This is a genomic window from Candidatus Caldatribacterium sp. (genome assembly GCA_014359405.1).
In the GTDB taxonomy this organism is placed as follows: domain Bacteria; phylum Atribacterota; class Atribacteria; order Atribacterales; family Caldatribacteriaceae; genus Caldatribacterium; species Caldatribacterium oleiphilum.
The window spans coordinates 1-14,940 of sequence record JACIZN010000030.1; the positions used below are offsets into that span (position 1 = coordinate 1).

Genomic DNA, 14,940 nt, shown 5'->3' on the forward strand with positions numbered 1-14,940 from the left:
TCTGGAGAAGACTCTTTAAGCCGCGCCTGGAGAAGATATGGAGGGTTTACCGAGAAAGCGGTGTTGTGGTGATGCATCACTCCTGTGGTGATGTAAGACTGGTTATAGAGGATATGCTGGACATTGGTCTTCAGGTACTCCATCCTGTTCAACCTCACGCCATGTCACTTGAGGAACTGGCTCAAAAGTTCGGGGAACGGCTTGTCTTTCATGGTGGTATAGACACACAGCGGCTCCTTCCCTTTGGAACCCCCCAAGAAGTAAAAGAAGCAGTCCAAAGGTGTATCGAAACACTTGGAAAGCACAGAAAATATATTATAGCTCCATCGCAGGAGATCATGAACGAAGTCCCCACTGAAAATATCCTGGCTCTTGTAGAGGCTATTAGAGAGTATCGAGGAACGTATAGAGGTTAGTATCTCTCGAGAAATTGCCTTCAGGACCGAGTATTGCTAAACCGCACGAATTCTCTGTATCGAGCTTTGGATAGGAGTTGAATGATAAGAATAGGAATAGACCCCCTTGAGGAATGCTGGTGTAGTCTTTCGAAGTTTAGTTCACAATTCCCTCCCTCTTGTTGAGGCCTCAGATGGGGAAATCAAAGATCTGGCTGTGGAGTGAGTTCTTCCTTGCTATTCCAAGATTTTCGCTTGGACTAATACTCTCTTAGTCTTAGGAGCGAAGGAGGTAAACCCAGCCCCTTAGCCGGAATAGGACTATCTTCGGCCGGGGACTGGGCACCGCGTTTTTTTTTACCTTTTCCTGCCCCACTGATTGCCGCTACCGTCCCGGGGGCCACTCTGGTACTGATTTCCCTGCTGCCGATTGCCGTTCTGGGGTGAATTCTGATTCTGGTTGCGGTATGCGTTGCCACTCCAGGTGGGTTTTCCGCTGGCATCTCGCAGGGTCAATGTTACGGTATTTCCATTCTGTGCCCTGTAGCTCAGGCTGTAGGCAACCAGTACACCGTTTGATGTTTTCTCTCTCACCACGGTAATGACGTCACCCTCTTGGAGGTTCACCCCCTGGAGAGCCCATGCCGGCCCAAGCTCAACGACCAGTTTCTCTTCCCCCGCCTGAATGGTGACGCTGGTTGCAGGGGCCTCAAGGTCCACCGCTAATATCCTTCCCGTCACCGATTCTTCATTCTGGGCAAGGGCTGCCACCCCCACCACGAATACCAAAACACCCAAAAGAACTCCTCCCAGTGCGCTGCGTTTCCACATCCTCACCACTTCCTTTCCTGGTATTTGCCCCCATTCTAACGGTGTTCTATGGCGCAATTGAGGCGGATTTTTGGCTGAATTGTAAAGTTTGCGGAACGGGGTTTAGAGCAAGATTGCAGCCCGGCTTGAAACCTATGAAGAGCGACCCTGAGCCGGGCTAACCCCACATTTCGTTGACACTCTCTTGAAGGATTCGATATAATTGGTGATGCCTGCTGGGGTGTGGCCAAGCGGTAAGGCAAGGGACTTTGGATCCCTCATTCGGAGGTTCGAATCCTCCCACCCCAGCCATTGTCCTTTTTCGGGTGGGGTTTTAGAGTGCAGACGTGGGCCTTGGTGGTGCTTGCAGCGGGACTGGGGAAGCGGATGCGTTCTCCTCTCCCTAAGATTTTTTTTCCTGCCTTAGGAAAGCCCCTGGTTGCGTACCTCATTGCTTCGGGGGCTTCCCTTGGCTTTGGGCCCCTTTTCCTCGTGGTATCCCCTTCCGTTCTTGAAAGGGCAAGGGAGCTCTTCGGTGAAAGTGTGACGGTTGTGCCCCAGGAGGCTCCTCTTGGGACGGGAGACGCAGCTCGGACGGTGCTCCCCTTTCTCCCGGAGAGCATAGAAAACCTCCTCATCGTCTACGCCGATATGCCCCTTCTTTCGCAGGAGACGCTCAAAAAGCTCTGCACGTTCCTGGAAGAGACGCATTCCGATCTCGTCTTTGCCACTTCCTTTTCCTCTGACCCTTCGGGTTTTGGACGGGTAGTGCGGGAGGGGGAAAGGATTCGAATTGTGGAGGAGAAGGACTGTTCCCCGGAGGAGCGTGCCATCCAGGAAGTCAACATAGGGATTTTTGCCCTGCGGAAATCCCTTGCCCAGGAGCTCTTGCCCCTTCTTGAGAACCGCAACGCCCAGGGGGAGTTCTACCTCACCGACCTTGTGGCTTTAGCGCAAGAGCAAGGGTACAGAGTAGCGCCCTGTGCTTTTCCTTGGAGCGAGGAGTTCACGAACGTCAACACCCCTTCGGACTTTGCAAGGGTTCTTGAGATTCTGAGGGAGCGCAAGCTCGAGGAGCTCTTTTCCCTGGGGGTGAAGATTCTCGACCCCCGGAGTGTCTACATCGACTGGGATGTCACTGTGGGAGAGGATGTGTGGGTGTACCCGGGAGTGATTGTGGAGGGGAAAAGCGTTATTGCTCCCCATGTGCATCTTGGGCCCTTCACGAGGATTGTGGAGAGTACCATTGGGGAGCGGAGCGTTGTGACCTATAGCGTTGTTGAGTACTCCCGCCTTGCGGAGGATGTGCAGGTTGGACCTTTCGCGCATCTCCGGCCGGGTACAGAGCTTGCCCGGGGGGTGCGGATTGGGAATTTCGTGGAGGTGAAGAATTCGGTCGTCGGCGAGGGAACGAAAGCCCTGCACCTTTCATACCTTGGAGACGCAACGATTGGAAAAGCGGTGAATATCGGTGCGGGGACCATCACCTGCAATTTCGACGGAAAGAAGAAGAACCCCACCTTCATTGAGGATGGGGTCTTCATCGGGAGCAACAATGCCCTTGTTGCCCCGGTGCGCATCGGCAGGGGTGCGTACACTGCCGCCGGTTCCACCATCACCCGGGATGTTCCCCCGTACGCCCTTGGTTTGGGGAGGGCAAGGCAGGTCAATATCGAGGGATGGGCGAGAAGAAAGCTGGAGGAAGGGTGAGGGATGTTCAACTTCATCGATATGACGCAGCACCTTAAGGTCTTTTCGGGGAGTGCCAATCCACCCCTTGCGCAGGAAATCTGCTGGTACCTTGACATTCCCTTAGGGCGGGTGGACCTTGGCCGTTTCCCCAATGGGGAGATTCGGGTGCGGATTGAAGAAAGTGTGCGCGGATGCGACGTCTTTGTGATTCAGCCCACTTCTCCTCCGGCCAATGACCACCTCATGGAGCTCCTCATCATGATTGACGCCCTCCATCGGGCTTCTGCGGCGCGCATTACGGCCGTCATTCCTTTCTACGGGTACTGCAAGCAGGACCGAAAGACCAAGGGAAGGGAACCGATTTCCGCAAAACTCGTTGCCAATCTCCTCGTGACTGCGGGGGCGGACCGGATTCTCACCATGGACCTCCACGCCGGGCAAATCCAGGGCTTTTTCGATATCCCGGTGGATAACCTCGCAGCTCAGTCCCTTCTTGCCCGGTACTTTGCCGCTAAGAACCTCGAGAACGTCGTCGTGGTGAGCCCCGATGTGGGGGGTACGGCCCGGGCAAGGAATTTCGCGAGCCGTCTGGGGGTCGACCTTGCGGTGATCGACAAGCACCGCCCAAGCTACTCTGAGGTTATGGTTATGAACGTCATTGGAGACGTCAAGGGGAGAACCGCTATCATTGTCGACGACCTCATCGACACTGCGGGAACCCTCGTTGAGGGGGCGGAGGCGCTCCTTGAACGGGGGGCAAAGGAGGTCTACGCCTGCGCAACGCATCCCCTTTTCAGCGAACCGGCTCTTGACCGAATACGGGATTCGGCTATAAAAGAAGTTGTGGTGACGAACACCATCCACCTCGACCGGGAGGAACTCGCCCGCCGGGTGGGGGACAAGGTTAAGGTTCTCTCGGTGGCGCCGATTTTCGCCGAGGCCATCAAGCGCATCCACGGAGAACGTTCCGTGAGCGAACTCTTCATATAGGGAGTGAGGAAGGCAATGAAGCAGAGAGAGGTAGTTACGGTAACACTTGAGCGACGCCAGGAACTGGGCAAAGGCGGAGCAAGAAAACTCCGTCGCCTGGGATACGTTCCTGCTGTTCTCTACTCCCGGGAGAGCAGCAAGGGCTCAGAGCCCCTGAAAATACGCCTTGGGGAACTCGAGCGCCTGCTCCGTATTCCTGGAGTGACGCACCACATTCTTGAGCTCTCCATTGACGGAGAGAAGCGCCGGGGAATCATCAAGGATATCCAGTACAATCCGGTGAAGAACGAAATCTGGCACGTCGACTTCTACGAGGTAAAAGCCGACCAGAAGATTTCCATCACCGTTCCAGTAGTCATCCAGGGAGAGGCCAAAGGCGTCAAGGCCGGAGGTATTCTTGAGCTGGCCACTCCAGAGCTTGAGGTCGAATGCTTCCCGGATGCCATTCCTGAGGCCATTGTGGTGGATGTGACGAATCTTGAAATTGGCGACGCAATCCACGTCCGGGAGCTCAAGGTTCCCGAGGGCGTCACCATTGCCGAGAATCCTGATGAAGTTGTCGTCGTCATTACTCCACCTGAGGTTGTGGCCGAGGAAGAGGCTCCGGCGGAGGAAGAACCGGAAGCTCCGAAGGTTATTGCCAGGGGTAAAGAAGAGAAGGAAAAATGAGGTAGCTCTGTGTTCCTGGTTGTGGGACTTGGGAACCCGGGGAAGCGCTTTGCCGAGACCCGGCACAACGCCGGATTTCGGGTTGTCGAGCTTGTAGCAGAACGCTTGCAGTGTCCGTGGAAGAGTGCTGACCGCTTCAGCTGGGCCCGGGGAATGGTCGGAGAGAAAACGGTATACCTCGTGAAGCCCCTGACCTTCATGAACCTGAGCGGAGAGGGACTCTTGGCCTTTTTTGCCCACCACGGACACGCTTTCGAGGATATGGTTGTCGTCCACGATGAGCTCGATTTCCCCCCAGGGGTGGTGCGGATAAAGCGGGGTGGGGGAGTGGCGGGCCATCGGGGTCTCCAGTCTCTTGTTGAGGCGCTGGGGAGGAATGACTTCGTCCGGGTGCGGGTGGGCATCGGGAAGCCAGAGGGAAAGGACCTTGTCGTGGACCATGTGCTTGGAATTCCTGAAGGAGAGGAAAGGGTACTCCTTGAGGCGGCGGAGAGAAAAGCTGCCGAGGCAGTACTCTACATCCTCGAGCATGGTGTGGAGAAAGCCATGAGCATCTACAACGCCCGGGAGGGGAAAAGAGAAAGAGATGGACAGGAAGAAGCTTGCTGAGACTCTGTCCCTTGTCCTCCAGCCCCAGGCGGTTGCCGTTCTCCTCTATGCCCTTGTGTCCTTTACCTTTTCCCGGGGGTTGCGGGCAGTGGTTTTCTTCGTTCTTTCGGTTCTTTTCGTGAGCGTTCTGCCCACGGTCTTTGTCCTTTTCCTGGCCAAGAGGGGTCGGGTTTCAGACCCGGACCTTCCCCGTCGAGAGGAGCGATTCTTCCCGTACCTTGGCATTGTGGGAATGTACGGGGTGCTCTTTGTCCTTCTTTTTCTCCTTTCCGCACCCCGGGAGCTCCTTGCCATAGCCCTTTGCTACATTTCTGTGACCTTTGCCGGTGCGGTGATTTCACTTTTTTGGAAAATCAGCCTCCATCTTGCCGGCATTGCCGGCCCGGTGACGGCGCTTGTGCTCCTCATCCACCCCCTTTTTGCCCTGCTCTACGGGCTCCTTGTGCCCCTTGGCTGGGCGCGGGTCTTCCTCCGAAAGCACACCGTGCTCCAGGCTATTTCTGGGAGCCTCATGTCTTTTGCCATCACCTACGGTATCATCCAGTGGGTGGCGCTGTAAGGGAATGAGTTTGCGGGAAATTTTTTCGGAACTCCACCTTGTGGAGGAGGAACTCCTCAGGAAGTCTTCCCTTTCGCTTTCTCTTCCGGTTTCCTTTGCCTCTCTCCTTTCGCTTTTCCTTGGAGAGAGGTACCCGGTCCTCCAGGTTGTGCCTCACCCTGGAGAGCGTGCCCGGGCCTTTGCCGAGCTTACGGCATTTTCAAAATTCTTTGGTCTTGAGGTTCCCGTCCTTGAGGGGAACCTTGAGGGGACCTTCAGGGGAGTGGCGCTTCAGAAGGAACTCAAAGACCACAAGCGGGGGGTTCTTGTCCTTGCGGTTTCAGATATCCGAAAGAATGTGGAAGAGCTCTCGTACTTTCTCTCCCACTCCTTCCTCCTTGAGAAGAATGCCCACGTGGACCGGGAAAAGCTCCTCGAGCTCCTTCTCTTTCTGGGGTACGAGCGGGTTGAGACCGTAAAGGAGGAGGGCCAGGTGGCGGTTCGGGGGGAGGTGCTCGATCTTTTCCCGCCGCACCTTGAGGAGCCGGTCCGGACGTACTGGTGGGGGAATGTCCTGGAGCGCCTGCGCACCTTTGACCCCGAAACCCAGAGGACAAAAGGCGATGTGGAGAGCCTCTTTGTTCCTCCCCGAAGCGGCGAGTTCCGCATGGTTGAGCTCCGGAAGGTTCTCGAGCGCTGGGCAAGAATCGTCCTCTGGGAAGGGGTATTCCTTGAGGGAGTGCCTTTTAACGTACCCTATGCGGTGTGCTTTGGGATTGAAAAGGGGGAAAAGCTTTCTCTTCCTGTGGAGCGTGCGCCTTCTTTCCAGGGGGATCTCGGTGCCTGCCTCCGCTTCCTCAAAGAGGCGAGAAAACAGGTAGTCCTCTTTCTCCCCCAGGAAAAGGGAGAGTCTCTTGCGGAACTCCTGCGCAACGAAGGGATTGGAGAGGATAAAGTTCTCATTGCAGAGGGTTTCCTCCGGAGGGGCTTACTCTTTTCCCGGTGGGCCTTTTTGGGGGAAGAGGATGTCTTCGGGTACGCTTTTGCCCGGGGAAAAGAACGGCGAAGGGTTACCCCTCAGGAGCTCCTTACCTCTCTTTCTCCCGGGGATTACGTGGTCCATGAGGAGGAAGGCATCGGCATTTTCCAGGGTCTGCGGGAAATGGTGGTTGGAGGAGTCCGCCGGGTGTACCTCGAGATTGCCTACGCAGGGGGCGACAGGCTCTACGTGCCCATCGAGCAAGCCCACCTTGTGGAGAAATACATCGGCGTTGGAGAGGCAAAGCCTGAAATCCATCGTCTGGGAAAGGATGACTGGAAGCGGACGAAAGAAAGGGTCCGCCGCTCGGTGGAAAAGATTGCCCGGGACCTTCTTGAACTCTACGCCCGGCGGCATATTGAAAAAGGGTACGCCTTTCCTCCGGACACTCCCTGGCAGAGAGAACTCGAGCTCTCCTTTCCCTACCTTGAGACCCCCGACCAAAAGCGAGCTATTGAGGAAGTCGAACGGGATATGGAGAGCCCCCGTCCCATGGACAGGCTCGTGTGCGGGGATGTGGGGTATGGGAAAACAGAAGTCGCCGTACGGGCAGCCTTTAAGGCCGTTATGGGTGGGAAGCAGGTTGCCGTCCTTGCCCCGACGACGCTTCTTTCTGAGCAGCACTACCTCACCTTCACGGAGCGCATGAAGAATTTCCCGGTCCAGATTGCCGTTCTCAATCGTTTCCGGAGTCCCGAGGAGCAGAGGGAAATCCTCGAAAAGACCGCCCGGGGAGAAATCGACATCCTCATCGGGACGCACCGCCTTCTTGAGAAGGATGTACAGTTCAAGAATCTCGGGCTTCTCATCATCGACGAGGAACAGCGCTTCGGAGTCATGCACAAGGAGCACCTCAAGAAACTCCGCACCAACATCGACGTTCTGACTCTTACTGCCACGCCCATTCCCCGGACGCTCTACCTTTCCCTTTTGGGAATCCGGGACATAAGCGTCATCGAGACGCCTCCGGAGGGCCGAAAACCAGTATACACCCTTGTCCTTCCCCGGAACCTGAAGACCATTGAGGAGGCGATTCGGCGGGAGCTCGAGCGGGGAGGGCAGGTTTTCTACGTATGCCCCCGAATTCGGGACCTCTTCCGGGTTGAGCAGGAAATCCGTTCCCTTTTCCCCGACCTTCCCCTTGCTGTGGCCCACGGGAGGCTCCGGGGTAGGGAACTTGAGGGAATCATGGAGCGATTCTACCGGGGGGAGATTCCCCTTCTCCTTTCCACGACGATTGTGGAAATCGGGATTGACGTCCCCCGGGCCAATACCATCATCGTGGATTTTGCCCCCTTTTTCGGTTTGGCGCAGCTCTACCAGCTCCGGGGCCGGGTGGGGAGGTTTGACCGGGAGGCCTATGCCTACTTCCTGTACCCGAAGAACCTCACCCCGGAAGCCCGGGAACGCCTCGAAGCCCTCCTTGAGTTCGGGGGGACAGGATCGGGTCTCAAGCTTGCCCTTCGGGACCTTGAAATCCGGGGGGCAGGGAACATTCTGGGGACAGAGCAGCACGGTTTCATCCAGGAAGTGGGCTTTTCCCTCTACATGAAGCTCCTTGAGGAGGAGATTGCCCGCCAGCGGGGAGAGGACGGAGGATTCTCCGGTCCAGAACCAGTCATCCGCCTCCGGGAGGAAGCCTTCATTCCCTCCTCCTACATCGAGAATGAGACCGAGCGCCTCCGTTTCTACCAGCGTCTCTTCACCGCGCGGACCGAAAAAGACCGAAAGGAACTCGCCGAGGAGATGGAGGACCGCTTCGGGAGAATGCCGGAGGAAGTCCGTCGCCTTTTTGCCATTACATGTCTCCGTTCTTATGCTAAAATAACTCAGGTTGCAAGCATTGAAGAGCGGAGCGACGGTATCTACCTTGCCGCACCCCTTGATGTGCTCATGCGGTACAGAGAAGAGGGAAAGAATCTCGGTATAGAAGGGAAAGTGGTAGCAGACGAGGCACGGGTTTTCCTCCGTTTCCCCCGGGTGCCCACTGCTACGCTCTGTGCCCTTTTTGAGAGGGTGGCAAACCATGGAGGAACGGAAAAGAACCGGTGAACTCTTCGAGGAGCTCGTTGCGACGGTGGCCCGGCTTCGGGGGGAGAACGGCTGTCCCTGGGACCGGGAACAGACCCGGGAGAGCTTGAAGCCCCTCATGCTTGAGGAGCTCTACGAGGCCTTCGATGCCATAGACCGTCAGGATGAAGGAGCTCTCCGGGAAGAGCTCGGAGACATGCTCCTCCACATCGTCTTTCACGCCCAGATTGGTCGGGAAAAAGGTACCTTCACCATTGAGGACGTTCTCGCTCACATCATCGCCAAAATGCACAAACGACATCCCCATGTTTTTGGGGAAGAGGAAGTGCGCGACGTTGACGAGGTTCTCTTAAACTGGGAGAAAATCAAGGACAGAGAGCGCAAAAAGGGGGGAATGCTCGCCTCTCTTCCCAAAGGCCTTCCGGCTCTCCTTCGGGCCTTCTCCATGCAGGCTCGGGTCGCCCGGGTGGGGTTCGACTGGAAGAACGCCGAAGAGGTGGAAAAGAAGGTTGAAGAGGAGTGGCGGGAATTCAAGGAGGCGTGGAAAGCGAAGGATTCGAAGCGCCTTGAGGAGGAATGGGGGGACCTCATTTTTGCCCTGGTGAACCTTGCGCGGCACCTTGGCATTCAGCCTGAAGATGCCCTGCAGAAAGCCTGCGATCGTTTTGCCGAGCGATTCGCCTTTGTGGAGGAGAGTCTGAAAGCCTTGGGGAAGAATATCGCGGAGGCCTCCTTGGAGGAGATGGACGCCCTATGGGAAAAGGCCAAAAGAGAACCTTTGAAGCGCTCTTAGAACGGGTTCGGCTCCTTGTGCCCCTTGTGCGGGGATGGAATCCCGATTGCATTGTGGGTGTGAATGCCTCCGGGATGCTCCTTGCAAGTGTCTTAAGTGGCATCCTTGAAAAGGAAGTGCGAGCTCTGGGGCTTTCTGAGGAACCCCCTGAGGTCCTCTGGGAATCGGTGGGGGACCTTTCGGGGAAGCGGGTTGTGGCCGTGGTGCGTTCCTTTTCCTCCGAAAGGGAACGGGATTTCCTCGAGCACTTTCTGAAAGAGCGGGGCGCCTTATCGGTCCTCACCATGGTTATCGTGGGGAAGGGTGGGGACTACTCCTGCTTTCCTGAACTCGAAGGGGATGGGCTCTTCTCCTGGGAAGAAGAATGCGACTTGATAAATTCCTGAAGGTTTCCCGACTCATCAAGCGTCGCCCGGTGGCGCAACTTGCCTGCCGGAGCGAGCGGGTGCTCGTGAACGGGAAGGTCGCAAAACCTGCGTACCAGGTGAAGGTGGGGGATATCATCACCCTGCGGGCTCCTGACTGGGAGATGACCGTTGAGGTCCTTTCTCTTTCTGCGCCCCGGGGGGAAGAGGAGTCCATGTACCGGGTGCTCAAGATGGAGAAAAAGGAGGAATGAGCCTACGCCTCGGGTTACCTTTGAGGTCCAGAGTCCCGAAGGGGATAGAATTCCCGTTTCCGGAAGCTTCAAGGAGGGAACCATTATCTTTGCCTTGGGCGATTTCCTTGCCCCCTGCCTTATTGACCCGTACTTCATGACGACGTATGGGGTTGGTGAGCTCCTCCTTGAGAGCATCGTCTTTGGGGCCCAGGGGGTGGTTCTTGAGCTTCCCGGGAGATTCCCTTACGATGGAGGTATGGGGATGCTCGAGGCGCTGGGGGTGTGCTTTTTTGACGAGCGAGGACGGGAGCTCACCGGAGTGGGGGACAACCTGGAAAGGGTGGCGTACCTTGACCTTTCCTCTTTCCTGAAAAAGCCCGAGAACTTTCGAGTTACCCTTCTTCTTGGGGACAGAGAAGGACCTCCGGTGCGGGGTATCGACCATTTCGCCCATGTTCTTTCCCTGTACACCGGAGAATTCCCTCGAAACTTCCGGGAAGTGAGTGGCATCGGCATGAGCCTTGGAGTCTTCTGGAATATCGAGATTGCTACAAGGGGGGAAGCCCATGGCTGAGCGAATCACCTTCCATTTCCCCGGGCAGGGAGTTTCCGTGACCGGAGAGCTCTTCGATACCGACCTTGCCCGGAAAATTCTTGGAACCCTGCCTTTTGAGGGACGGGTGAACACCTGGGGGAAGGAGATTTACTTTCCCATCCCGGTGAAGAGCGCCATCACGCATCCCCGGGATGTGGTGGAAAAGGGAGACATTGCCTACTGGCCCGATGGGGCGTGCCTTTGCCTCTTTTTTGGACCCACTCCGGCAAGCCGAACCCCAGAAGAGGTCCGTCCCGCAAGTCCGGTGGAGGTGGTGGGGAGAATAGAAGGGAATCTCTCTCTCCTTGAGACGATTCCCTCAGGAAGTGTCATTCGAATCACGAAGAAAGAAGGGAGTGACGTACAGTGAGTACGATTTTCGATGTCCACGCCCGGGAAATACTCGATTCCCGAGGAAACCCGACCGTTGAGGTTGAGGTAGTCCTGGCCTCAGGAGCTTTCGGAAGGGCGGCGGTTCCTTCGGGAGCCTCAACGGGAACCTTTGAGGCGGTGGAGCTCCGGGATGGAGACAAAAGCCGCTACCATGGCAAAGGTGTCCGCAAAGCCGTGGAGAACGTGAATGAAATCATTGCTCCCGAGATCATCGGCCTTGATGCCCTGGACCAGGCCCTTATCGATAAGACGCTCATTGAACTTGACGGAACGCCCAACAAGGGTAAACTCGGAGCCAACGCGATTCTCGGGGTTTCCCTTGCCTGTGCAAAGGCGGCAGCAGCGTACACGGAACTTCCTCTCTACCGGTACCTCGGTGGGGTCAATGCCCGGGAACTCCCAGTGCCTCTCATGAACATCCTAAACGGTGGAAAACATGCCGACAGCGGCGTCGACATCCAGGAGTTCATGATTGCTCCCTGTGGGGCCTCGAAGTTCTCGGAAGCCCTCCGGATGGGCGCAGAGATTTTCCACACCCTCGCCAAGGTCCTGAAGAAGCGAGGGTACTCCACCGGTGTGGGGGATGAGGGTGGATTTGCTCCTAACCTTCGCTCTTCGGTTGAGGCTATCGAGGTTATCATCGAGGCCATTCAGATGAGCGGGTACGAACCGGGAAAAGACGTGTACCTTGCTCTGGACGTGGCGGCTTCCGAGCTCTACAAGGACGGTATCTACATCTTCGAGCGGGAGGGTGTTCGTCGCAACGTCGACGAGATGATTGAGTTCTATACCGAGCTTGTGGAGAAGTACCCAATCATCTCCATCGAGGACGGGCTGGCCGAAGAGGACTGGGAAGGCTGGAAGAAGCTCACCTTTGCCTTAGGGCATCGGGTGCAGCTTGTGGGTGACGACCTTTTTGTGACCAACAAGGAGCGGCTCCTCCGGGGCATTCGGGAGAAATGCGCAAACTCCATCCTCATCAAGCTCAACCAGATTGGAACTCTAACCGAAACCATGGAGGCCATCGAAGTTGCGAAGAAAGCCGGATTCACCGCCATAGTGTCCCACCGCTCCGGAGAAACCGAGGATACGACCATTGCGGATCTCGTGGTGGCCTGCAACACCGGGCAAATCAAGACCGGGTCTTTGTGCCGCTCCGAGCGCATCGCCAAGTACAATCAGCTCCTGCGAATTGAGGAAGAACTGGGAGATGCTGCCGTATTCCGGGGGAAAGAGGTTTTCCGAATCTCTTCCTCCTGAGCCAAAGTGGAGTAAGATTCTCTTTATCGTACTCTTCACCTTCGCACTCTTCTTCTTTGCCCCTCGCTTCAGCGCGAAGGTGGTTGAGTACGTCCGCTTTTCCCGGGAGCTTGAGGAGCTGACACAGAAAGAGGCGGAGATCCGGGCCGAAATCGAGTACCTCGCTAAGGAGCGGAAGTACCTCGAAGAGGACTGGTACATTGAGAAGCTCGCCCGGGAAAAGCTCAAGCTCGTCAAGCCAGGGGAGATTCTCGTGCGTGTCGTCAAGCCCGGGGAGGAGTAGCCCCGAGCTTTTGAACACAGTTTCTTCCCGGCACTCGTTGACGCCTGGTTGGAGTCTGGTATAATATGGGTGCAACTGGGGCTGTGGCGCAGTTGGGAGCGCGCCTCCTTGGCGTGGAGGAGGTCACGGGTTCAAATCCCGTCAGCTCCACCAAAGGATACCAAGCTCGTCCGTAAAGGGCGGGCTTTTTCTCTATTGGGGGGTTTTCCGTGGCGCAGGGGTACGATTTTGCGGCGATTGAGACGAAGTGGCAGAAGCGTTGGGAAGAAGCAAGGCTCTTCGAGAGCGAGCGGGACGAGGCAAAGAAAAAGTACTACGTTCTTGAAATGTTCCCTTACCCTTCTGGCGACCCACACATGGGCCATGTGAAGAACTACGTCATCGGGGATGTGGTGGCACGTTACTTCATCCGCAAGGGCTACAATGTCCTCCATCCCATGGGCTTTGATGCCTTTGGTCTTCCGGCCGAAAATGCCGCTATCCAGCATGGGATTCATCCTGCGGTCTGGACGCACGAGAAGATTGAGCGGATGCGGGAAGTCCTGAAGCGCCTTGGCATCTCTTACGACTGGCGGCGGGAAGTCATCACCTGCGAACCCGAGTACTACCGCTTCACCCAGTGGTTCTTCCTCCAGTTCTACAAGAACGGTTTAGCGTACAAGAAGGAAGGCCCGGTGAACTGGTGCCCGTCGTGTGCCACGGTGCTTGCCAATGAACAGGTTGTGGATGGAGCCTGTGAGCGCTGTGGCACTCCGGTCGTGCGTCGCAAGCTCAGTCAGTGGTACTTCCGAATCACAAAGTACGCTGAGGACCTCCTGAAGGACATGGAGCTTTTGGGGAAATGGCCGGAGCGGGTCCTCACCATGCAGCGGAACTGGATTGGAAGAAGCGAGGGTGCTTACATCGACTTCTCTGTTCCCGACCTTGGGAAGACCATCACCGTCTTTACGACCCGCCCAGATACGGTCTTTGGAGTGACCTTCTTCCTCCTTGCCCCGGAACACCCTCTCGTTGACGAGCTTGTTGCAGGGACACCGTACGAGGAAAAGGTTCGGGAGTTTCGGGAACGCATTGCCCGAAAGAGCGAAATCGAGCGGGTTTCCGACCTCTCCGAGAAGGAAGGCATGTACATTGGACGGGAAGCTGTGAACCCGGTCAATGGAGAACGGATTCCCATCTGGATCGCCGATTACGTCCTCCTTGAGTACGGAACTGGCGCAGTCATGGCCGTCCCGGCGCACGATGAGCGGGACTGGCAGTTTGCGAAAAAGTACGGCCTTCCCATCCGACAAGTCATTGCGCCCCCTGAAGGTTCGGCAGAAGATTGCTACACCGAGCCCGGTATTATGGTGAACTCCGGACCCTTCAGCGGCCTTCCCTCGGAAGAGGGCAAGGAAAAAGTCATTGCCTTCCTCGAAGAGAAAGGCATTGGGAAGAGAGCAGTATCGTACCGTCTCCGGGACTGGCTCATCTCGAGGCAGCGGTACTGGGGAGCTCCGATTCCCATTGTCTACTGCGAACGCTGCGGGGAGGTTCCGGTTCCTGAAGAGGATTTGCCGGTTCTTCTGCCTCCGAACGTCGATTTCCTTCCCACCGGTCCTTCGCCCCTTGCCCGCTGCGAGGAGTTCGTGAACACGACCTGCCCCCGCTGCGGCGGAAAGGCAAAGCGGGAGACCGATACCATGGATACCTTCGTGTGCTCCTCCTGGTACTACCTCCGGTACTGTTCTCCATGGGCTCAGGATAAGCCTTTCGAGGAGAAGGACGTCGACTACTGGATGCCCGTCGACCAGTACATTGGCGGGGTGGAGCATGCGATTCTCCACCTTTTGTACGCCCGGTTCTTCACCAAAGTCCTGCATGATCTTGGTCTTGTGAAGTTCCGCGAGCCCTTCACAAATCTTTTTGCCCAGGGGATGGTTACAAAAGACGGAGCCAAGATGTCGAAGTCCAAGGGGAACACCGTGAGTCCTCGGGAAATCATCGAGAAGTTCGGGGCCGACACCGTTCGGGTCTTCATCCTCTTTGCCGGTCCGCCGGAACTCGATATGGAGTGGTCCGACCGGGGAGTGGAAGGAGCCTTCCGTTTCCTGAACCGGGTGTGGCGGGTGGCCCAGGACATTCTCGCCCTTGCGCCCCAGGAAGATGCACCCTTTGATGAAAAGGCGTACACCCGTCTTGAGCGGCGAATCCACCAGACCATTTTCAAGGTGGACACGGACATTACCGAAAGGTTCCACTT

15 protein-coding genes, 2 tRNA genes and 1 pseudogene (1 of these 18 only partly in view) are annotated in these 14,940 nt (G+C 56.5%); 17 read left to right on the forward strand and 1 reads right to left on the reverse strand.

Translation table 11 applies throughout. The features are described 5' to 3' along the window. Positions 1 to 416 (forward strand): uroporphyrinogen-III decarboxylase-like protein (locus H5U36_03615; protein MBC7217256.1); only part of this gene is annotated, 416 nt, incomplete at its 5' end. Between the two features lie 336 nt (positions 417 to 752). Here H5U36_03615 and H5U36_03620 read toward each other — a convergent pair. Next, positions 753 to 1,226 carry a hypothetical protein gene (locus tag H5U36_03620; protein MBC7217257.1) on the reverse strand — a complete coding sequence of 158 codons (474 nt, stop codon included), beginning with the start codon at positions 1,224 to 1,226 and terminating at the stop codon, positions 753 to 755. A gap of 216 nt (positions 1,227 to 1,442) precedes the next feature. Here H5U36_03620 and H5U36_03625 point away from each other — a divergent pair. The 16 genes and pseudogenes from H5U36_03625 to H5U36_03700 all read left to right on the forward strand — a co-directional run. Beyond that, a tRNA-Gln gene (locus H5U36_03625) sits at positions 1,443 to 1,517 on the forward strand. Positions 1,518 to 1,544: 27 nt separating this feature from the next. Then, positions 1,545 to 2,915 (forward strand): bifunctional UDP-N-acetylglucosamine diphosphorylase/glucosamine-1-phosphate N-acetyltransferase GlmU, encoded by a 1,371-nt coding sequence (glmU, locus tag H5U36_03630; GenBank protein ID MBC7217258.1) that lies wholly within the window; start codon positions 1,545 to 1,547, stop codon positions 2,913 to 2,915. Between the two features lie 3 nt (positions 2,916 to 2,918). Continuing rightward, positions 2,919 to 3,887 carry a ribose-phosphate pyrophosphokinase gene (locus H5U36_03635; protein ID MBC7217259.1) on the forward strand — a complete coding sequence of 323 codons (969 nt, stop codon included), beginning with the start codon at positions 2,919 to 2,921 and terminating at the stop codon, positions 3,885 to 3,887. 15 nt (positions 3,888 to 3,902) lie between these two features. Further along, positions 3,903 to 4,556, forward strand: a complete 654-nt coding sequence (locus H5U36_03640; protein MBC7217260.1) for a 50S ribosomal protein L25/general stress protein Ctc — start codon at positions 3,903 to 3,905, stop codon at positions 4,554 to 4,556. A 9-nt stretch (positions 4,557 to 4,565) separates the two neighbouring features. Beyond that, on the forward strand, positions 4,566 to 5,165 hold the full coding sequence (locus tag H5U36_03645) for an aminoacyl-tRNA hydrolase (GenBank protein ID MBC7217261.1): 600 nt from the start codon (positions 4,566 to 4,568) through the stop codon (positions 5,163 to 5,165). Continuing rightward, the gene (locus H5U36_03650) at positions 5,143 to 5,724 is read left to right on the forward strand and encodes a hypothetical protein (GenBank protein MBC7217262.1); all 582 of its coding nucleotides are present in this window, start codon (positions 5,143 to 5,145) and stop codon (positions 5,722 to 5,724) included. The genes H5U36_03645 and H5U36_03650 overlap by 23 nt, the downstream gene beginning before the upstream one ends. Positions 5,725 to 5,728: 4 nt before the next feature. Further along, positions 5,729 to 8,794, forward strand: coding sequence for a transcription-repair coupling factor (mfd, locus tag H5U36_03655; GenBank protein ID MBC7217263.1), 3,066 nt, complete (start codon positions 5,729 to 5,731; stop codon positions 8,792 to 8,794). Further along, entirely contained in the window at positions 8,769 to 9,566 is a 798-nt protein-coding gene (gene mazG, locus H5U36_03660) for a nucleoside triphosphate pyrophosphohydrolase (protein MBC7217264.1), read from the forward strand. Before mfd ends, mazG begins: the two co-directional genes overlap by 26 nt. After that, positions 9,527 to 9,952: a phosphoribosyltransferase gene (locus H5U36_03665; GenBank protein ID MBC7217265.1), complete on the forward strand. Its 426-nt coding sequence runs from the start codon at positions 9,527 to 9,529 to the stop codon at positions 9,950 to 9,952. Before mazG ends, H5U36_03665 begins: the two co-directional genes overlap by 40 nt. Further along, entirely contained in the window at positions 9,931 to 10,185 is a 255-nt protein-coding gene (locus tag H5U36_03670; GenBank protein MBC7217266.1) for an RNA-binding S4 domain-containing protein, read from the forward strand. The genes H5U36_03665 and H5U36_03670 overlap by 22 nt, the downstream gene beginning before the upstream one ends. Positions 10,186 to 10,279: 94 nt before the next feature. Then, positions 10,280 to 10,741, forward strand: a complete 462-nt coding sequence (locus H5U36_03675; GenBank protein MBC7217267.1) for a glycerate kinase — start codon at positions 10,280 to 10,282, stop codon at positions 10,739 to 10,741. Then, a complete protein-coding gene (locus tag H5U36_03680; protein MBC7217268.1) occupies positions 10,734 to 11,132 on the forward strand; it encodes a hypothetical protein in 399 nt (132 codons plus the stop codon). Before H5U36_03675 ends, H5U36_03680 begins: the two co-directional genes overlap by 8 nt. After that, positions 11,129 to 12,415, forward strand: coding sequence for a phosphopyruvate hydratase (gene eno, locus H5U36_03685; GenBank protein MBC7217269.1), 1,287 nt, complete (start codon positions 11,129 to 11,131; stop codon positions 12,413 to 12,415). The genes H5U36_03680 and eno overlap by 4 nt, the downstream gene beginning before the upstream one ends. A gap of 25 nt (positions 12,416 to 12,440) precedes the next feature. Further along, on the forward strand, positions 12,441 to 12,698 hold the full coding sequence (locus tag H5U36_03690; GenBank protein ID MBC7217270.1) for a septum formation initiator family protein: 258 nt from the start codon (positions 12,441 to 12,443) through the stop codon (positions 12,696 to 12,698). Positions 12,699 to 12,775: 77 nt separating this feature from the next. Beyond that, positions 12,776 to 12,851, forward strand: a tRNA-Ala gene (locus tag H5U36_03695). A gap of 173 nt (positions 12,852 to 13,024) precedes the next feature. Continuing rightward, positions 13,025 to 14,940, forward strand: a pseudogene (locus tag H5U36_03700) (leucine--tRNA ligase) (it continues 437 nt past the right edge of the window).